Annotated in this window: 18 protein-coding genes; 14 read left to right on the top strand and 4 right to left on the bottom strand. The window is 69.4% G+C overall.

What is annotated here, in order from left to right; genetic code table 11:
* Positions 1–9: 9 nt before the first annotated feature.
* The gene (locus ABSL23_RS13085; RefSeq protein WP_353634051.1) at positions 10–1,386 is read left to right on the top strand and encodes an aspartate aminotransferase family protein; all 1,377 of its coding nucleotides are present in this window, start codon (positions 10–12) and stop codon (positions 1,384–1,386) included.
* On the opposite strand, the gene ABSL23_RS13080 is transcribed toward ABSL23_RS13085, so the two are convergent.
* Both ABSL23_RS13080 and ABSL23_RS13075 read right to left on the bottom strand, forming a co-directional pair.
* Positions 1,387–1,803, bottom strand: a complete 417-nt coding sequence (locus tag ABSL23_RS13080) for a plastocyanin/azurin family copper-binding protein (protein ID WP_059057080.1) — start codon at positions 1,801–1,803, stop codon at positions 1,387–1,389.
* A gap of 57 nt (positions 1,804–1,860) precedes the next feature.
* Positions 1,861–2,175, bottom strand: a complete 315-nt coding sequence (locus ABSL23_RS13075; RefSeq protein WP_353634050.1) for a hypothetical protein — start codon at positions 2,173–2,175, stop codon at positions 1,861–1,863.
* A gap of 94 nt (positions 2,176–2,269) precedes the next feature.
* Here ABSL23_RS13075 and ABSL23_RS13070 point away from each other — a divergent pair, with 94 nt between their 5' ends.
* Entirely contained in the window at positions 2,270–3,187 is a 918-nt protein-coding gene (locus ABSL23_RS13070; RefSeq protein WP_353634049.1) for an A/G-specific adenine glycosylase, read from the top strand.
* Between the two features lie 63 nt (positions 3,188–3,250).
* Complete coding sequence (locus ABSL23_RS13065; RefSeq protein ID WP_353634048.1) at positions 3,251–4,258, top strand: sodium:calcium antiporter; 1,008 nt, start codon at positions 3,251–3,253, stop codon at positions 4,256–4,258.
* Between the two features lie 24 nt (positions 4,259–4,282).
* Here the strand turns inward: ABSL23_RS13065 and ABSL23_RS13060 are convergent, their stop codons facing one another.
* Entirely contained in the window at positions 4,283–4,711 is a 429-nt protein-coding gene (locus ABSL23_RS13060; protein ID WP_353634047.1) for a universal stress protein, read from the bottom strand.
* Between the two features lie 112 nt (positions 4,712–4,823).
* Here ABSL23_RS13060 and ABSL23_RS13055 point away from each other — a divergent pair, with 112 nt between their 5' ends.
* From ABSL23_RS13055 to ABSL23_RS13030, 6 genes are all read left to right on the top strand, one after another.
* Positions 4,824–5,411, top strand: coding sequence for a thymidine kinase (locus tag ABSL23_RS13055; protein WP_353634046.1), 588 nt, complete (start codon positions 4,824–4,826; stop codon positions 5,409–5,411).
* Between the two features lies 1 nt (position 5,412).
* Positions 5,413–6,030: a YIP1 family protein gene (locus ABSL23_RS13050; RefSeq protein ID WP_353634045.1), complete on the top strand. Its 618-nt coding sequence runs from the start codon at positions 5,413–5,415 to the stop codon at positions 6,028–6,030.
* A 24-nt stretch (positions 6,031–6,054) separates the two neighbouring features.
* Positions 6,055–6,318 (top strand): hypothetical protein, encoded by a 264-nt coding sequence (locus ABSL23_RS13045; protein ID WP_353634044.1) that lies wholly within the window; start codon positions 6,055–6,057, stop codon positions 6,316–6,318.
* 80 nt (positions 6,319–6,398) lie between these two features.
* Positions 6,399–8,495 carry an OB-fold nucleic acid binding domain-containing protein gene (locus ABSL23_RS13040; protein WP_353634043.1) on the top strand — a complete coding sequence of 699 codons (2,097 nt, stop codon included), beginning with the start codon at positions 6,399–6,401 and terminating at the stop codon, positions 8,493–8,495.
* 43 nt (positions 8,496–8,538) lie between these two features.
* A complete protein-coding gene (locus ABSL23_RS13035; protein ID WP_353634042.1) occupies positions 8,539–10,185 on the top strand; it encodes a tRNA uridine(34) 5-carboxymethylaminomethyl modification radical SAM/GNAT enzyme Elp3 in 1,647 nt (548 codons plus the stop codon).
* A 69-nt stretch (positions 10,186–10,254) separates the two neighbouring features.
* Entirely contained in the window at positions 10,255–10,392 is a 138-nt protein-coding gene (locus tag ABSL23_RS13030; RefSeq protein WP_353634041.1) for a hypothetical protein, read from the top strand.
* A 338-nt stretch (positions 10,393–10,730) separates the two neighbouring features.
* On the opposite strand, the gene surE is transcribed toward ABSL23_RS13030, so the two are convergent.
* Entirely contained in the window at positions 10,731–11,504 is a 774-nt protein-coding gene (gene surE / locus ABSL23_RS13025) for a 5'/3'-nucleotidase SurE (RefSeq protein WP_353634040.1), read from the bottom strand.
* A 103-nt stretch (positions 11,505–11,607) separates the two neighbouring features.
* Between surE and ABSL23_RS13020 the strand changes: the two genes are divergently transcribed.
* The 5 genes from ABSL23_RS13020 to ABSL23_RS13000 all read left to right on the top strand — a co-directional run bounded on the left by ABSL23_RS13020 (position 11,608) and on the right by ABSL23_RS13000 (position 17,991).
* Positions 11,608–12,414 carry a ZIP family metal transporter gene (locus tag ABSL23_RS13020; RefSeq protein WP_353634039.1) on the top strand — a complete coding sequence of 269 codons (807 nt, stop codon included), beginning with the start codon at positions 11,608–11,610 and terminating at the stop codon, positions 12,412–12,414.
* 190 nt (positions 12,415–12,604) lie between these two features.
* A complete protein-coding gene (gene rqcH, locus ABSL23_RS13015) occupies positions 12,605–14,725 on the top strand; it encodes a ribosome rescue protein RqcH (RefSeq protein ID WP_353634038.1) in 2,121 nt (706 codons plus the stop codon).
* Complete coding sequence (locus tag ABSL23_RS13010; RefSeq protein ID WP_353634037.1) at positions 14,725–15,354, top strand: DUF4013 domain-containing protein; 630 nt, start codon at positions 14,725–14,727, stop codon at positions 15,352–15,354. Before rqcH ends, ABSL23_RS13010 begins: the two co-directional genes overlap by 1 nt.
* Positions 15,355–15,389: 35 nt before the next feature.
* The gene (locus ABSL23_RS13005) at positions 15,390–16,457 is read left to right on the top strand and encodes an mRNA surveillance protein pelota (protein WP_353634036.1); all 1,068 of its coding nucleotides are present in this window, start codon (positions 15,390–15,392) and stop codon (positions 16,455–16,457) included.
* Positions 16,458–16,521: 64 nt separating this feature from the next.
* The gene (locus tag ABSL23_RS13000) at positions 16,522–17,991 is read left to right on the top strand and encodes a globin-coupled sensor protein (RefSeq protein ID WP_353634035.1); all 1,470 of its coding nucleotides are present in this window, start codon (positions 16,522–16,524) and stop codon (positions 17,989–17,991) included.
* The last annotated feature ends 5 nt before the right edge of the window (positions 17,992–17,996 follow it).

The raw sequence follows: 17,996 nt of genomic DNA, 5'->3' as shown, positions 1-17,996 counted from the left end.
ACCACTACCATGGACAGGGAGACCGCGGAGCCGAGCGTCCGGAGCCTGCCCGGCGAGAAGGCCCAGCAGTGGGTTCAGTACCACCACGAGCACGCCGCCCCCAGCACCTACGTCTACGAGTTCGTCTGGGACATCACCGAGGACGCCGCCGGCCCGTTCTGCCGTGACGTGGACGGCAACGTCCTCATGGACTTCACGAGCCACGTCGCGGCGGCGCCGTTCGGCTACAACAACCCCAAGATTATGGACCGCTTGGAGGAGTTCGACGTCGTGGACCCCTCGAAGATTGCGGGCCAGGACTTCTACGCCAGCGGCGGCTGGCCGCCCGAGGACGCCGACGTGCCGACCTCGACCCAGTTGCTCCACCGGCTCACGGACCTCACCGAGGAGTACGGCCTCGACACGGTCTTCCTCTCGAACACGGGCGCGGAAGCCATCGAGAACGCCATCAAAATCTGTTACGCGAACGGCGGCCACCGCGCGTTCACGTTCGACGGCGCGTTCCACGGGCGCACGCTCGGCGCGCTCTCGCTGAACCGCTCGAAGGCCGTCCACCGCACCGGCTACCCCGAAATCGGCGGCGTCGTCTCCGCGCCGTACTGCTCCTGCGAGGGCGACTGCGAGTGCGGGTGGAAGACCAACGGCCCCGGCGGGAACGTTCTCGCGGACAAACTCCACCCCGAGCGCGGCGTCATCGACCCCGAGGAGGTCGCGTACCTCGTCCTCGAACCCCAGCAGGGTGAGGGCGGCTACCGCGTCCCCAGCGACGAGTTCGCCGACGACATTGCGGACATCCAGCAGACCCACGACATCCCCGTCATCGCCGACGAGATTCAGTCCGGGCTCGGCCGCACGGGCGAACTCTGGGGCGTGGACCACACCAGCATCGACCCCGACGTCATCACCTCGGCGAAGGGCCTGCGCGTCGGCGCGACCGTCGCCAGCGAGGACCTCTTCCCCGACGAGACCGGGCGGCTCTCCTCGACGTGGGGCGCGGGCGACCTGCTCGCGGCCGCACAGGGCGTCGCCACCATCGACGCCATCACCAGCGACGGCGTGCTGGACAACGTCACCGAGCGAGGCCGCCAGGTCAAGGAGATTCTCGCGGACGACGCGCCCGGGTTCGTCACGGACGTACGCGGGAACGGCCTGATGCTCGGCGTCGAGTTCGACACCAAGGACCGCCGCGAAGCGGTCGTGAAAGCTTGCCTAGAGCGCGGGCTGCTGTTGCTCGGCTGCGGCTACAAGACGCTGCGCATCCTCCCGCCGCTGGACGTCACGGAGCGCGAAATCGACGTCGCGATGGACGTCTTCCTCGACGCCCTCGACGACCCGAAAGTCACGAAGGCCGGGCCCTCGACGGGCCACAGCGACGACGTGCAGTAACTACTCCTCGACGACGACTGCGCCGGTCATCCCCTGCGTCTGGTGGGGCGTACACACGTACTCGTAGCGGCCCGGCACCTCGAACGTGTACTCGAAGGAGAAGCCGCGCTGCTCGATGGTCTCGTGGCCCGACCAGTCGGCGTCCGCGGGCTGGCTCGACACGGCGACGTTGTGCGTCCCGGACAGCCACACGAACCGCACGGTCGTCCCCGTCGAAATCGTGAGTTCCTCGGGGTCGAAGACGTAGTTCCCGTCCGGGCCGACTTCGACGACTTCCGTGCCCTCGGGGGCGTCCAGCGCTTCGATGTCCTCGTCACCATCGCCGCCACCGCCACCGCCGAGACAGCCGGCGAGCGCCGCCGTCGCGCCGATGCCAGCGGTCGCGCGCAGTACGTCGCGTCGCGTTCGGTCTCGCATGACTCGTAGTCGGCGCGTCCGGGATTTAACAGGACCGCATTCCGTCGGCGTCCCGTGTCAGAACTGGTAGCGGCGGTCGTCGTCGGGCTGCTGGACCGACGCGCCGCCGGTCATCTCGTCGAAAGTCATCCCGGAGAGGTACTCGTCGTACGTGACGTCGTACGTCGAGCGCAGGTGGAAGTCGAGGCGGCCGGACTCGGTGGTGGACTGGAACAGCAGGTGAATCGCACGCCGCAGCAGCTCGTCCGTGTCGGCGTCCAGCGCCGCGCCCAGCATCGCAAGCTCCTGTCGGCTCTCGCGGTCGAGGAACGCGTAGTCGTCGAGGTCGTCGTACGCCAGTTCGACGTCGGTTTCGAGGTCGTCGAGGCTCATACGCGGGACGTGTGCTGGCGCCGCCATACGCCTTTTCGTTGGGCGTCCGGGCCGAACCACCACCCCTAAGCGCGCGAGTTTCCAAGCCCCGGCCATGACTGAGGGCGAGGGGGAGTACGCGCTCCCCGGCGACGCCGACGCCGTCCGGGACGCGCTCGTGGCGTGGTACGAGGACGGCCACCGGGACTTCCCGTGGCGGCGCACCGACGACCCGTACGCAATCTTGGTCTCGGAGGTGATGAGCCAGCAGACCCAGCTCTCCCGCGTCGAGGACGCCTACCACGCGTTCCTCGAGAAGTGGCCGACGACAGCCGACCTCGCGGCCGCCGACCGCGCCGACGTGGTGGGGTTCTGGTCGGCGAACAGCCTCGGGTACAACAACCGCGCGAAGTATCTCCACGAAGCCGCCCGGCAGGTCGAAGAGGAGTACGGCGGCGAGTTCCCCGAGACCCCGGACGAACTCTCGGAGCTGATGGGCGTCGGCCCGTACACCGCCAACGCCGTCGCGTCGTTCGCGTTCAACAACGGCGACGCCGTGGTGGACACGAACGTCAAGCGCGTGCTCTACCGCGCGTTCGACGTGCCGGACGACGACGCGGCCTTCGAAGAAGCGGCGAACGAACTGATGCCGGATGGCGAGTCCGAAGTGTGGAACAACGCCATCATGGAGTTAGGCGGCGTCGCGTGCGGGAAGTCGCCGAACTGCGACGACGCCGGGTGTCCGTGGCGGGAGTGGTGTGCGGCGTACGCCTCCGGGGACTTCTCCGCGCCGGACGTCCCCGAGCAGTCTACCTTCGAGGGGAGCCGCCGGCAGAAGCGCGGGCGAGCGGTCGGCGCGCTCCGCGAGCACGGCGAACTCGAGCTCGACGAACTCGGCCCGCGAGTCCGCGTGGACTACGGCGGCGACACCGGCCGCGAGTGGCTCCGCGGGCTGCTCGAAGACCTCGCCGACGACGGCCTCGTGGAGCTCGAAGACCGCGGCGAGGAGACGGTCGCGCGCCTCGCGGCGTGAGCGCCCGCCGACTTGCCTCGAAGGGAGAACGAATAACCGACCGCCGACTGTACGCCACGGTCAATGGCAGGGGTTCTCGTTCCGCTGGCGCTCGTCGTCGCCGGCACCGCCGTCATCTGGAAGGGGAGTGGCTTCTTCGAGCGCGCCGCCGAGCGCCTCAGCAAGTACTACGGCCTCCCGGTGGCCGTCCACGGCGCCATCGTCGTCGCGGTCGGGTCGAGCTTCCCCGAGATTAGCTCCATCGTCGTCAGCACGGTCGTCCACGGCGAGTTCTCGCTGGGCGTCGGCGCAATCGTCGGGAGCGCCATCTTCAACCTCCTCGTGATTCCCGCGCTGTCGGCGTTCTCAAGCGAGGAGCTTTCGACCACGCGGGACATCGTCCACAAGGACGCGCAGTTCTACGTCATCTCCATTCTCGTCCTCTTCCTCGTGTTCGCGCTCGGCGCGACCTACGTCCCCGGCGGCACGAACCGCGCGGCAATCCTCACGCCGTCGCTCGCCGTCATCCCACTGGCCACGTACGGCGTCTACGTCTTCCTCCACCAGCAGGACGCCACCGAGCACGTCCCCGAGCCGGCGCCGGACGTGCGCCCGCGCCGCGAGTGGGCCACGCTCGCGGTCGCGCTCGTCGTCATCGGCGTCGGCGTCGAGGGAATCGTGCGCGCCGCGCTCTCGTTCGGCGCGACGTTCGACACCCCGACGTTCCTCTGGGGGGTCACCGTCATCGCCGCCGCGACCAGCCTCCCGGACGCCATCGTCAGCGTCCGCGCCGCGAAGAACGACGAGAGCGTCACCAGCGTCACGAACGTCCTCGGCAGCAACACGTTCAACCTCCTCGTCGCCATCCCGCTGGGCGTCCTGCTCGCGGGCACCGCCACCATCGACTTCCGCGTCGCGGTGCCGACGATGGGCTTTCTGGCGTTCGCGACGCTGGTGTTCGTCGTCACCACCCGGACTCACCTCGAACTCAGCGACCGCGAGGCCGTCGGCTTCCTCCTGCTGTACGCGGTCTTCCTCGCGTGGATGGCGCTGGAGTCGTTCGGCGTCATCGAGACCGTCCGCGGAATCTGACCGCAGGCGGACCGCCGCGCCCGACTACTCCTCGTCCTCTCTGACCGTCAGCACGGGCACGTCCGACGTGCGGACGATGCGCTCGGTGACGCTCCCGAGCAGCGCGCGGTCGAGCCCGCGGCGGCCGTGGGTCCCCATCACGACCACGTCGATGTCCTCGTCCTCGACGTACTGGAGGATGGTCTCGTAGGCGCCGCCCTTCATCACGACGCCGACGGCCTCCACGTTCAGGTCGCCCGCCTTCTCCACGACCTCGTCGACGACCGACTGCCCCTCCTCGGCCAGCGGGTCCACCACGTCGTCCTCGAACGTGACGGTGCTGTACTCGGTGGTATCGGCGACGTAGAGGACGTGGAGGCGGGCACCGTAGCGGTCCGCGAGCTCGATCGCGTGCGGCACCGCGGCGTCCGCGGCGCCGCTCCCGTCGGTCGGCAACAGGACGTCGTCGTACATACGCCCCGAGAGGGAAGCCCGCACAAAATAGGTGCGGGTGAATTCCTGCCTGCTCGTAATCGCCGCCCCAGATGAGCAAGCGTTTTGCCCCGCGACCGCCCCCGTTGTGAGCATGCACGCGATTACGAACTCCGGGTGGGTCGAGGTCATCACGGGGTCGATGTTCTCCGGGAAGACGGAGGAGCTGCTGCGGCGGCTGCGGCGCGCGGAAATCGCGGGCCAGTCGGTCGCGGCGTTCACGCCCGCCATCGACGACCGGTACGGCGAGGCGACGCTGGGCTCGCACGCCGGCCGCACGTGGGAGGCGACGGTCGTCGACACCACCGCGGAGGGCGTCTTGAAGATTCCCAGCCACCTGAACGGCGAGGAGGTCGTCGCCATCGACGAGGCGAACTTCTTCCCCGGCGAGCTCGTCGAGGTCTGTCAGAACCTCGCCAGCGACGGCCGCCGCGTCGTCGTCTCCGGCACCGACCAGACGTTCCGCGGGGAGCCCTTCGACCCGATTCCGCAGCTGATGGCGGTCGCCGAGTACGTCGAGAAGTTCCAGGCCATCTGCACGCAGTGCGGCGAGCCCGCGACCCGGAACCAGCGGCTCATCGAGGGCGAGCCAGCCCACTACGACGACCCCACCATCATGGTCGGCGCGGAGGAGTCCTACGAGGCACGGTGCCGGAACTGCCACGTCGTCAAGCGGGACTGAGATGACGACGTGGGTCGAGCCGGAGGGCGGCCGCGAGCGCGGGCCACTCGGCCTCGCGAAGGCGTTCACGCAGGTGCTGGTGAACCCGGCGACGTTCTTCGAGGAAGCGGTCTCGCCGGGCGACCAAGCTCCCGGGCTGGTGTTCGCGATGGCGGTCGTACTCGTCTCGCAGGGGACGCGGCTCGCGCTCGAACCCGGACGCGCGCTGGCGTTCTCCGCGCCGACGTGGCTGGCCGCCGTCCTCACGCTCGCGCTCGCCGTCCTCCTGATTGCGCCCGCCGCGCTGCACGCGCTCTCCGCCGTCGAGACGCTCGCGCTGGCGGCCGTCGCGCCCGACCGCGGCGGCGTCAGCGAGACCGTGCAAGTGCTTGCGTACGCCAGCGCGCCCTGCGCGTTCGTCGGCGTCGGCGTCCCGGTCGTCACGTTCGCCTGCGGGCTGTGGGCGTTCGCGCTGCTCGTCGCCGGCACGCGAATCGTCCACGACACGTCGCTCGCGCGCGCCGCGGTCGCCGCGCTCGTCCCCGGCGCGCTCGCGTACGGCTCCGGATTCGGCTGGTTCGCCGCGACCGCCGCGCTGTTCCCGTGGGCGGCCGACTACGTGCCGGTGGCCGGAGTTTAGTGGGCGCGCTGCCAACGCCCGTGTGTGCTCAACGTCAACTTCTCCGACCTCATGTTCGAACTCAAGGACGGCGCCGTCAAGCACGTCGGCCCGTCGAACGCGTCCGCCGACGCGAAGCTCTTCGACGTCGAATCCGCGGAAGCCCGAGAGTTCGGCGACAAGCGCGTCAAGCTCGTCTTCGAGGACGACAGCGGCAACGAAGTGCAGGTCGCGCTGTTCCCCGAGGACGTCCGCGACGTCGTCGACGACGTGGACGCGCTGGAGGGCGACAGCCCGGTTTTCGAGTAGCTCGCGGCCGCGAGCGAACCCCCGCGCGACCGGCGAGCTTTCGATAATCGTTTACGGCAGCACACGCTCTGTCGAAGCAAATGGGTACGTGTATAATCTGCGGCTCCTCCACGGACGGCCGTGTCTGTGACACCCACGAGGAGGACGTCGCCTTCGAGTTCCGCGGAGATTCTCCCGACGAACTGACGCCCGGTCGCTACTACCAAGGTACCATCGACGGCTTCGCCGACTTCGGCGTGTTCGTGGACATCGGCGACTCGGTCACCGGCCTGCTCCACCGCAGCGAAGTGCCCGGCCGCCTCGAATCGCTTGGCTGGGACGCCGGCGACGAAGTGTACGTCCAAGTCACGGACGTCCACGACAACGAGAACGTCGACCTCGGCTGGTCGATTCGACAGGACGACCGCGACTTCCGCGGCCACCTCGTCGACGACCCGCACGCGGAGTCGGACGCCGAACTCCCCGACGAAGAGGAAGAGGAGACCAGCACTGCCGACGGCGGCACCCCGGTACCGGAAGAAACCGAGGAACCGGCCGAGGCCGAAGCCGAATCCGAGTCCGCTGACGACGCCGAGGCTGCCGACCCCGAGCCGGAAGCGGCCGAGCCGGAAGCAGCCGAGGAGCACGAGACCGAGGACGAACCGACGACCGACGACGCGGCCGCCGAGGCGTCCGACGCGGACGACGAACCGGCCCGCGTCCCGATTGCCGACCTCGGCGACCACGTCGACGAGCGCGTCGCCGTCGAGGGCGAAGTCGCGAATGCCCGACAGACCAGCGGCCCGACCGTGTTCGAGCTCGCCGACGAGACCGGTGCGGTCGACTGCGCCGCGTTCGTCGAAGCGGGCGTCCGCGCCTACCCCGAGGTCGAAGCCGGCGCCGTCGTCCGCATCGTCGGCGAAGTCGAGCGCCGCCGCGGCGAACTCCAGGTCGAAACCGAGGACCTCCGCGTGCTCGACGGCGCCGACGCGCAGGCCGTCGAAGCCCGCATGGAGGACGCGCTCACCGAGCGCGCCGCCCCCGAGACGACCGACCTGCTCGCTGCCGACGACGCCGTCGAAGCTGTCACCGACGACCTCGTCGACGCCGCGACGGCCATTCGCCGCGCCGTCGTCGAAGCCCGCCCGGTCATCGTCCGCCACACCGCGACCGTCGAGGGCTACGTCGCCGGTACCGCCATCGAGCGCGCGCTCCTCCCGCTCATCCGCGACGAGCACGCCCGCGAGGACGCCGAGTACCACTACGTCGACCGCCGCCCGCTCGACGACGCCTTCTACACCATCGACGACGCCACCGGCGACGTCACCAGCATGCTGGAGGCCGCCGAGCGCCACGACGAGAAACACCCGCTGTTCGTGCTCGTCGGCGCCGGCTCCACCAGCGAGTCCACCGACGCCATCGACCTGCTGGACATCTACGACGCGGACACGGTCGCCATCGACGGCGGCTACACCGACGACGCCGCGGGCGCCGACGTGCTCGTCAGCCCGACGGAAGCCGGCGAGGACCCCGTGAACACGGGCGCGCTCGGCTCCCAGCTCGCGGCGTTCGTCAACGACGACGTCCGCGAGGACCTCTACCACCTGCCCGCCGTCGCGTACTGGGCCGACACGCCCGAGGCGTACGCCGACCTCGCCGCCCAGACCGACTACAGCCCGGACACGCTCGCGGACCTCCGAGACGCCATCGCGCTGGAGGCGTTCTACCAGTCCTACGAGGACAAGCGCGAACTCATCTCGGACCTGCTGTGGGGCGAGGCCGACGACTCGCTCATCGAGCACGTCTCCGAGCAGTTCCGCGAGCGCCTCGAAACCGAGGTCTCGACCGCCGAACCCCACCTCGACGTGCGCGGGCAGGACGGCGTCGCCTTCGAGACGCTGGACGTGGACGCGTACACCCACGAGTACGACTTCCCGCCGGTGGACCTGCTGTTGGACGCGCTCTACCGGCGCCGCGACCGCGCGGACGTGCTCGTCGGCGTGAGCGGCGACGAGATTCGCGTCCGCAGCGGCGACGCGGTGGACGTGCGCGCCGTCGGCGAGACGGTTGCCGACGAACTCCCCGACGCCGGCGTCGAGCCCCGCGGCGCCCGCGACGGCCGCATCGAGTTCCTCTCCGGCGAGAAGGACGCGGTCGTTGACGCGGTCGTGGACGCCATCGCCGACCAGCTCGCGTAACGCAACGACACGCTTTTTCGCTCGCGGCGGCTGCTGTGGAGTAATGAGCGCGGACGCCGACCCCGCATTCGAGGCCGCCTGCGAGGAGCTCGTCGAACGAATCCTCGACGGGGACGTCGGCAAGGACGACGTCGAGAGCGCGAAGCTCGAAGTCTGCTCGGAGCACTCCGCACCGAAAGTGCCGAAGCACTCCGAGCTGCTGGACTTCGCGCCCGAGGACCGCCGCGACGACCTCGAAGAAGTCCTCCAGCGCAAGCCCGTGCGGACCGCGTCGGGCGTGACGCCGGTCGCCATCATGACGAGCCCGCACATGTGCCCGCACGGCAAGTGCCTCTACTGTCCGGGCGGACCGGCCAGCGAGTTCTCCTCCAGTCAGTCCTACACCGGCCACGAGCCAGCGGCCGCCCGCGGCGTGCAGAACGACTACGACCCGTACGGACAGGTGACGTTGCGGCTCCACCAGCTCCGGGAAATCGGTCACCCCATCGACAAGGTCGAGCTCATCCTGATGGGCGGGACGATGACCGCGCGCAGCCACGACTACCAGGAGTGGTTCGTCAAGCGCGCGCTCGAAGCCCTCAACGACTTCGACCCCGAGCAGGAACCCAACCCCTCCGAGACGGAGTCGTTCGCGCAGGACCCCGAGGAGTACGACTTCGCCTACCTGGAGGACGTCATCGCGGAGAACGAGCACGGCGACATCCGGAACATCGGGACGACGTTCGAGACGAAGCCCGACTGGTGTGACCCCGAGCAGGTGAATCGGATGCTCGACCTCGGCGGCACCAAGGTCGAGGTGGGCGTGCAGACGACCTACGAGCGCATCAACCGCGAGATGCACCGCGGGCACGGCGTGCAGGCGTCCATCGACGCGAACCGGCGGCTGCGGGACGCCGCGTTCAAGGTCGGCTTCCACATGATGCCGGGCCAGCCGGGGATGAGCAAGGAGATGTGCCTGGAGGACTTCCGGCGGCTGTTCGAGGAGGGACAGTGGAAGCCGGACTACCTCAAGATCTACCCGACGCTGGTCGTCCGCGACACCGTCACGTACGACATGTGGCGCAACGAGGAGTTCGAGCCGCTGCAGAACGAGGAGGCCGCCGAGCTAATCGCGGAAATCATGGACATGATTCCGCGGTACACGCGCCTCCAGCGCGTCCAGCGGGACATCCCCGCGGACCACATCGACGCCGGCGTCTGGAAGTCGAATCTCCGCCAGCTCGCGTGGGAGAAGATGGACGAGCACGGCTACACCTGCGAGTGCATCCGCTGCCGGGAGGCCGGGATGAACGACGAGGAGCCCGAGAACGTCGAACTCGACGTGATGACCTACGACGCCGCGGGCGGTACGGAGCACTTCATCAGCTTCGAGGACTTCGAGAAGGATCTCCTCGTCGGGTTCGCGCGCCTGCGCTTCCCGAACGACCCGGTCCGGGACGAGCTAGAGGACGCGGCGCTACTCCGGGAGCTCCACGTCTACGGCGGCGAAGTCGGCGTCGGCGACGACACCGAGGACGGCCAACACCAGCACCAGGGCTACGGGCAGCGCCTGATGACGCGCGCGGAGGAGATGGCCGCCGACGCGGGCTTCGGGAAGCTCAGCGTCATCTCCGGCATCGGCGCACGCCAGTACTACAAGCAGAAGCTGGGTTATCGACAGGACGGTCCCTACGTCAGCAAGCAACTGTAGGCGATTCACCGCGAGCGAACGCAGTGAGCGAGCGGGCCGACGAACGACCGGAGGGAGTGAGGAGTGCTTTTGGCCGAGCTTTTGCCGAGCGAGGCGCGTCGCGCCGAGCGCAGCGCAAAAGGTCGTCGTGGCATCGGCGCACGCCAGTACTACAAGCAGAAGCTCGGCTACCGACAGGACGGCCCGTACGTCAGCAAGCGGCTGTAAGCGGATTGGGGCTCACAGGCGGCTGTTTTTCGCGGGGCGGTCGCCGCGCTCGCCGTACCGATTGCTCGGCTCGGAGCGCCCCGCGGTGGAACTCAGGTCACGCGCGGGGCTGGTCCCGTTCTCCTACTTGAACGTTCGTGCCAGCGACGGAATTTAGAACGAGACCAGCATCGGCGAGCGAGCGGTTCGAAGAACCCGAGCGAAGCCGTTCACCGAGCGCGAACGCAGTGAGCGCTCGGGCCGACGACTGAGGGACGCGAAGCGGATCGAAGGAGGAGTGCTTTTAGCGTAGCTTTTGCCGAGCGAGGCGCGTCGCGCCGAGCGCAGCGCAAAAGGTACTACAGGAGGCCGCCCGGCGTGGCGCCGTCGGCGACGGAGTGGGGGACGGTCAGCGGGGTGACGCTAATCTCGTTGTCGACGCAGGCGTGGCGGTCCGTGCCTTCGGGGTCGGGGACGTCGCGGTCGAGGAACTGGTGCCAGAAGCGGTCTTCGACGTCCACGCCGTTCTCCGTGACCGTCGCCTGTAGCTCGTACTCCTCGGTGGGGCGGGTGACGCGCTTGACGGGGTCGTCGGCGTACTCGGTGGCGGGCGCGTTCACGGAGAGGTAGTCGGCGGTGGGGAGGACGTCGCCGGCGGCGAACTCGGGGAGGAGGTCGGCGACGGTGTCGGCGGCGGTGTGGAACTGGTCGTAGGTGGGCTCCCAGTCGCCGGCGGGGTCGAACTCCCAGTCGTACATGGAGGCGGCGATTGCGGGGAGGCCGAGGAACGAAGCTTCCATCGCGGCGCCGACGGTGCCCGAGCGCGCGAGGATGTGCGCGCCGAGGTTCGGGCCGTCGTTGCAGCCGGAGACGACGACGTCCGGTGTGAAGTCGAGGGCGGCGACGGCGACGGCGACGCAGTCGGCGGGCGTGCCGTAAACGGCGTAGCCGTCCTCGCGTTCCTCGTAGTCAAGCGTCTCGAACGTCCGGGTTTGGCCCGTGCCGGACTGTTCGGCGGCGGGCGCGACGACGGTGACGTCGTGGTCGTCGGCGAGCCGGTCGCGGAGCGCGCGGATGCCGGGGGCGTCGATGCCGTCGTCGTTGGTGAGCAGGACGGACAGCGACTCGGTCATTACGCGCCGCTACTGGCTGGCCGGGTGTATCGGTTCCGGTCTCGGCGACGGAGCCGGGGCGGCGGTCCCCGGGTTTAAGCCAGCGGCCCGCGACTGCTGGGGTATGCTAGAGACGTGGTTCCTCCGGGTCGCGGGCAACGACCCCGTGATGCAGGCGCTCGTGGCGGGGGTCGTCATTGCGGGGCTGAATCTCCTCGGGGCGCTGCTCGTCGTGGTGTGGCGGAATCCCTCGCAGCGCTCGCTGGACGGCGCACTCGGGTTCGCGGCGGGCGTGATGCTCGCCGCGAGCTTCACGAGTCTCATCCTGCCCGGCATCGAGTTCGGCGGGCAGAACGGCCTCGTCGAGGTCATCGCGGGCATCGCGCTGGGCGTCCTGCTGTTGGACCGCGCGGACCGCTGGGTCCCCCACGTCCACGTCCTCATCACGGGCCGCCAGCGCAGCGACCAGACCATCTCGGAGGCGGACTTGGCGCCGCTGTTGCTGTTCATCGTCGCCATCACCATCCACAACATGCCCGAGGGGCTGGCGGTCGGCGTCGGGTTCGGCAGCGGGAACGTCGCGGAGGGCCTGTCGCTGATGCTCGCCATCGGCATCCAGAACATCCCCGAAGGGCTGGCCGTCTCCGTGGCGGCGGTGAACGCCGGGTTCGACCGCACGACGTACGCCGCGCTCACGGGAATCCGCGCGGGACTCGTGGAGATTCCACTGGTGTTGCTCGGCGCGTGGGCGGTGTCGGTGTCGGGCGCGATTCTGCCGTACGCGATGGGGTTCGCCGCCGGCGGGATGCTGTTCGTTATCAGCGACGAAATCGTCCCGGAGACGCACTCACGCGGGAACGAGCGCGTCGCCACGCTCGGCCTGATGCTCGGCGTCGTCGTCATGCTGTATCTGGACGTGAGCCTCGCGTAGCTGGCTGATCTCGACTCGTTCGGGCACGCGGCTCGCGGGTCGTTCCGCCCCGCTCGCTATACCGTGGGCTCGCTACGCTCGCCCACGCGACTCACGCATCGCTTCGCTCCGCGTTCGCATCTGGTGGCCCGGCTTCGCCGGACCACCCATACCGTAAGGCAGAGGGGTTCCCCCCGTCAAGAACGGGAGCATGGACCAGAAGCGGGAGCTGACGAGCGTCGACCTCGTCGCCCTCACTGCGGAGCTCAACGGCTACAAGGGGGCGAAAGTCGACAAGGCCTACCTCTACGGCGACGACCTCTTGCGGCTGAAGATGCGGGACTTCGACCGCGGGCGCGTGGAACTCCTCATCGAAGTCGGGGATACGAAGCGCGCGCACGTCGCGGCGCCCGAGCACGTGCCGGCGGCACCGGGTCGCCCGCCGAACTTCGCGAAGATGCTGCGGAACCGCCTCTCTGGAGCGGACTTCCACGAGGTTCGCCAGCACGGCTTCGACCGGATTCTGGAGTTCGAGTTCCGCCGCGAGGACCAGGACACGACCATCGTCGCGGAGCTGTTCGGGGACGGCAACATCGCGGTCGTCGACCAGAACGGCGAGGTCGTGGACTCGCTGGACACCGTCCGCCTGCAGTCGCGGACGGTCGCGCCGGGCTCGCAGTACGGGTTCCCGAGTTCGCGTGTCAACCCCCTCGAACTGGACTACGAGGGGTTCGCGGCGAAGATGCGCGAGTCGGACACTGACCTCGTGCGGACGCTCGCCACGCAGTTGAACTTCGGCGGGCTGTACGGCGAGGAGCTCTGCACGCTGGCGGGCGTCGAGAAGACCAAGGACATCGACGACGCCACCGAGGAGGAGTTCCGCGCGCTCTACGAGGCCAGCGAGCGCCTGCTGGACGCGATTCGGGCCGGCGACCTCGACCCGCGCGTCTACTTCGAGCCCGAGGAGGGCGAAGACGAGGACGGGAAGGCGGCCCGCGGCCAGCGCGTGGACGTGACGCCGCTGGACCTCGAAGAGCGCGCCGACCTCCCCTCCGAGGCGTACGACCGCTTCAACGACGCCTTAGACGACTACTTCACGAACCTCGACACGACCGAGGAGGAGGAGAGCGGCGAGGCGGTCTCGAAGCCGGACTTCGAGCAGGAGATTCAGAAGCACGAACACATCATCAAACAGCAGGAGCAGGCCATCGAGGACTTCGAGCAGCAGGCCGAGGCCGAGCGCGAGAAGGCCGAACTGCTGTACGCGAACTACGACCTGGTGGACGACATCCTCTCGACGGTGCAGGACGCCCGCGACGCGGGCCACGGCTGGCAGGAAATCGCGCAGACGTTCGAGGAAGCTGCGGGCGACGTGCCCGGCGCGGACGCGTTCGCGGGCATCGACGAGTCCGAGGGCACCGTTCGAGTCCAGTTGGACGACCACACCATCGAAGTGGACCCCGCGTGGGGCGTCGAGAAGAACGCCGACGAGCACTACAAGGAGGCCAAGCGCATCGAGGAGAAGAAGGAGGGCGCTCGCGCGGCAATCGAGAACACCCGTGAGGACCTCGAAGCCGCCAAACAGCGCCGCGACGAGTGGGAGGCCGAGCCCGACGAGCCCGACGAAGACGAGGAGGAGGACGTCGATTGGCTCTCCCGCGCCTCGATTCCGATTCGCAAGCAGGAGCAGTGGTACGAGCGGTTCCGCTGGTTCCGGACCTCCGACGGCTTCCTCGTCATCGGCGGCCGGAACGCCGACCAGAACGAGGAGCTCGTGAAGAACTACATGGACCGCTACGACCGCTTCTTCCACGCGCAGGCCCACGGCGGCCCCGTCACCGTCTTGAAGACCTCCGCGCCAAGCGAACCCTCGAAGGACATCGAGGTGCCCGAGGCGAGCAAGCGGGAGGCCGCCCAGTTCGCGGTGTGTTGTTCCTCGGTCTGGAAGGACGGCCGCGGCTCCGGTGACGCCTACATGGTGTCGCCCGACCAGGTGTCGAAGACGCCCGAGAGCGGCGAGTACCTGGAGAAGGGCGGGTTCGCGATTCGCGGCGACCGCACGTACTTCCGGGACCTGCCCGCGGAGTGGGCGGTCGGCATCAGCTGCGAGCCGCACACGCGCGTGCTCGGCGGCCCCATCGACGCCGTCGTCGACGACGTGGAGACGGCCATCGAGCTGGAGCCGGGGCGGTACGCGCAGGGCGACGCCGCCAAGCGCATCTACCGGGAGTTCCGCGAGCGCTTCGCCGACGAGTCGTTCGTGCGGAAGGTCGCCAGCCCGGACGAGATTCAGAAGTACATGCCGCCGGGCGGCAGCCGCATCCGGGACTGATGCGGGACGCGCTGGCGTACCCGCTCGCGGGGGACGCCGAGGACCGCTACCTCGGCGGGTGGATTCTCCACTTGCTGCACGCGCTCGTCGTGCCGGCGCTCCCGCTGGCCGTCGTCGCCGGCCACCTCGCGGGCGTGACCCGGGCGGCCGCGACCGGCTCGGAGCCGCCGTCGTTCCGCGGCTGGCGGACGGTCGCCGCAGACACCGGCCGGACGGTCGCCGTGCTCGCGGCGTACGCGGTGCCGTCGGCGGCGACGCTGTACCTCGGCGCGTTCGTGTTGCCGTCGGGGACGAACGTCTCCGCGGTGCCGATTGCGCTGCTGGCGGGCGGCCTGCTCGGCATCCTGCTGCCGCTGGCGTACGCCGCGCCCGCGAGCGTCGCGCACGCCGCCGTCGCGCGGTCGCTGCGCGCCGGCTTCGACCCGAGCGCGGTCGGACGCACCCTCCGCGACGCCCGGTACTTCACGCGGTGGGCGGGCGGCGTCGCGGCGCTGGCGGTCGGCGTCGGGCTCGCGGCGTGGCTGGGCGAGTATCTGGTCGGCTACCTGCTGGCGTTCTACTGCGAGGTGCTGGCCGCGGCGTGCTTCGGGTGGGGGGCGAGCACGACGGTGGAGGCGGCCGGAGAGTAGCAGGACACTTGGGCGTCCCCCGCCTCCGTCCGGGTATGCAACTGAAGGAGCGCCGGCAGGTCGAGGGCGGCGGCGAGCGCATCACGCTCGTCCCCGAGAGCCTCGACGACCTCTGGCACCTGGCGTACGTGCTGGAGCCCGGGGACCTCGTGGCGGGGGACACCCACCGCCGCATCCAGCGCAACGACGACCAGATGCGGGACACCGGCGGCGAGCGCGAGCACATGCACGTCACCATCGACGTCGAGGACGTGGAGTTCCACAAGTTCTCGAACCGCCTGCGGGTGTCGGGCACCATCGCAGACTGCTCGCGGGAGGACCAACTCGGCCTCCACCACACGCTGAACGTGGAGGAGCGCGAGGAGATCGAGGTCGAGAAGCACTGGAAGCCCGACCAGCTCGAACGCCTCAACGAGGCCGTCGAAGCCACGGACCAGCCCGACGTGGCAATTGCCACGGTCGAGGAGGGCGAGGCGTACATCCACGTCGTCCAGCAGTACGGCATCGACGAGTACGGGTCGTTCACGGGCACGACCGGGAAGGGCGAGTACGCGCGCTCCCGCGAGGAGCTGTTCGAGGACGTGGCGAGCGCGCTCTCGCACCTCGACGCGGACGCCATCATCCTCGCCGGCCCGGGGTTCACGAAGCAGGACGCCCTCGACTACATCCAAGAGGAGTTCCGGAGCCTCGCGGACAAAATCACGACCGTGGACACGAGCGCGGTGGGTGGCCGCGGCGTCCACGAGGTCCTGAAGCGCGGCGCCGTCGAGGACGTCCAGGAGGAGACGCGCATCGCCGAGGAGTCCGAACTCATCGACGAACTCACCGACCAGATAGCCACCGACGGGAAGGCCGCCTACGGCATCGAGGAGGTCGAGAAGGCCGTGGAGTTCGGCGCGGTCGAGACCCTACTGATTCTGGACGAGCGCCTGCGCAAGGAGCGCGCCGGCGAGGGCGACTGGGGCGTCGACGTCAACGACCTCGTGACGCAGGTCGAACAGCAGGGCGGCGACGTCACTGTGTTCAGCCACGAGTTCGCGCCCGGCGAACAGCTCCGGAACCTCGGCGGCGTCGCGGCCGTCCTGCGGTATCGGATGGAGTAGGCTGACTCTCAGTTCTTGGAATCGCGGCCAACGCATAAGTGACCGAACCGGGAACGCCACCGCGATGGCTACTGATAAATCCCCGCGCGTAACCGAAGACGTTCGCGGCGGGGTTGACGGGGACGCGCTCGCGGACCGCATCGGACTGGACGACGAGGAAATCGCGTGGCGCAAGGAGTTCACGGACATCGACGACGCCGACGAGGCGGCGCTGGCGGGCGAGTCCGAGCTGTTCGAGCGCGTGGCCGAGGACCTCGTGGAGGACTTCTACGACCACCTCCAGGAGTTCGACCGCACGCTGGACATCTTCGGGCGCTCGACGAAGACCGTCGAGCAGCTCAAGCGCACGCAGACGCAGTACCTGCTCGGGCTCGGGCGCGGCGAGTACGACCGCGAGTACGTCGAGCAGCGCGCCCGCATCGGGAAGATTCACGACCTCCTCGACCTCGGCCCCGAGGTCTACCTCGGCGCGTACACGCGCTACTACGAGGGCCTGCTGGACGCGCTCGTCGAGGACGTGACCGCCGACCGCGGCGACGACGCCGCCGAGGCCGTCGAGGAGCTCGTCGAGCGGTTCCTGCCGATGCTGAAGCTGTTGACGTTCGACCAGCAGGTGGCGATGGACACGTACATCGACTCGTACGCCCAGCGCCTCCAGTCCGAAGTCGAGCGCCGCACCGAACTGGCGAACGCGGTCGCGGAGGACGTCGAGGAGCCGCTGGCGGAGCTGGCGGACGCCTCCCGGGACGTCGCCGAGCGCGCCGACGAGATGCAGGCGTTCACCGACGAGCAGGTCGACCGCACGGAGAGCGTCGCCCGCGAGGTCTCCAGCGTCTCCGCGAGCATCGAGGAGGTGGCCGCGACCGCGGCGGACGTCCGCGAGACCAGCGAGGACGCCGCTGAGTTGGCGGGCCGCGGCGAACAGGCGGCCGACGACGCGCTCGACGTGATGGCCGACATCGAGGCCGCCAGCGACGGCGTCGCCGAGGACGTCGACCAGCTCCGCCAGCGCGCCGGCGACGTCGAGGAGGTCACGGCGGTCATCGACGACATCGCCGAGCAGACGAACCTGCTGGCGCTGAACGCGTCCATCGAGGCCGCGCGCGCCGGCGAGGCCGGCGACGGGTTCGCGGTGGTCGCCGACGAGGTGAAAGACCTCGCCGAGGAGTCCCGAGAGCAGTCCACGCGCGTCGAGGAGCTGGTCGAGGCGATGCAGTCGGACACGGAGGCGGCGGTCGAGCGCCTCGACGAGATGAACCGCCAAATCGAGGACGGCGTCGGGCGCGTCGAGGAGGCGATGGAGACGCTGCGCGAAATCACGGACGCCGTCGAGGCGGCCGCCAGCGGCGTCCAGGAGGTCTCGGAGGCGACCGACGAGCAGGCGACCAGCGTCGAGGAGGTCGCGGAGATGGTCGACGACGTGGACGACCGCGCGGCGGAGGTCGCGGCGGCGCTGGACGACATCGCGGCCGCGACCGAGCGCCAGCGACAGACCGTCGACGACGTCCGGGAGTCGGTGTCGCGGCTGACCTGAGGAGG

Origin of the sequence: Halobacterium sp. NMX12-1 (assembly GCF_040435975.1) — an archaeon.
In the GTDB taxonomy this organism is placed as follows: domain Archaea; phylum Halobacteriota; class Halobacteria; order Halobacteriales; family Halobacteriaceae; genus Halobacterium; species Halobacterium hubeiense.
This window is presented reverse-complemented; position numbering and strand designations above follow the sequence as displayed.

Excerpts from the sequence above, each read along its gene's own strand:
- ABSL23_RS13080 (WP_059057080.1), bottom strand. The coding sequence starts at position 1,803 with ATGCGAGACCGAACGCGACGCGACGTACTGCGCGCGACCGCTGGCATC.
- ABSL23_RS13065 (WP_353634048.1), top strand. The coding sequence starts at position 3,251 with ATGGCAGGGGTTCTCGTTCCGCTGGCGCTCGTCGTCGCCGGCACCGCC.
- ABSL23_RS13020 (WP_353634039.1), top strand. The coding sequence starts at position 11,608 with ATGCTAGAGACGTGGTTCCTCCGGGTCGCGGGCAACGACCCCGTGATG.
- ABSL23_RS13005 (WP_353634036.1), top strand. The coding sequence starts at position 15,390 with ATGCAACTGAAGGAGCGCCGGCAGGTCGAGGGCGGCGGCGAGCGCATC.
- ABSL23_RS13035 (WP_353634042.1), top strand. The coding sequence starts at position 8,539 with ATGAGCGCGGACGCCGACCCCGCATTCGAGGCCGCCTGCGAGGAGCTC.
- ABSL23_RS13060 (WP_353634047.1), bottom strand. The coding sequence starts at position 4,711 with ATGTACGACGACGTCCTGTTGCCGACCGACGGGAGCGGCGCCGCGGAC.
- ABSL23_RS13000 (WP_353634035.1), top strand. The coding sequence starts at position 16,522 with ATGGCTACTGATAAATCCCCGCGCGTAACCGAAGACGTTCGCGGCGGG.
- ABSL23_RS13050 (WP_353634045.1), top strand. The coding sequence starts at position 5,413 with ATGACGACGTGGGTCGAGCCGGAGGGCGGCCGCGAGCGCGGGCCACTC.
- rqcH (WP_353634038.1), top strand. The coding sequence starts at position 12,605 with ATGGACCAGAAGCGGGAGCTGACGAGCGTCGACCTCGTCGCCCTCACT.
- surE (WP_353634040.1), bottom strand. The coding sequence starts at position 11,504 with ATGACCGAGTCGCTGTCCGTCCTGCTCACCAACGACGACGGCATCGAC.
- ABSL23_RS13055 (WP_353634046.1), top strand. The coding sequence starts at position 4,824 with ATGCACGCGATTACGAACTCCGGGTGGGTCGAGGTCATCACGGGGTCG.
- ABSL23_RS13040 (WP_353634043.1), top strand. The coding sequence starts at position 6,399 with ATGGGTACGTGTATAATCTGCGGCTCCTCCACGGACGGCCGTGTCTGT.
- ABSL23_RS13085 (WP_353634051.1), top strand. The coding sequence starts at position 10 with ATGGACAGGGAGACCGCGGAGCCGAGCGTCCGGAGCCTGCCCGGCGAG.
- ABSL23_RS13070 (WP_353634049.1), top strand. The coding sequence starts at position 2,270 with ATGACTGAGGGCGAGGGGGAGTACGCGCTCCCCGGCGACGCCGACGCC.
- ABSL23_RS13075 (WP_353634050.1), bottom strand. The coding sequence starts at position 2,175 with ATGAGCCTCGACGACCTCGAAACCGACGTCGAACTGGCGTACGACGAC.
- ABSL23_RS13010 (WP_353634037.1), top strand. The coding sequence starts at position 14,725 with ATGCGGGACGCGCTGGCGTACCCGCTCGCGGGGGACGCCGAGGACCGC.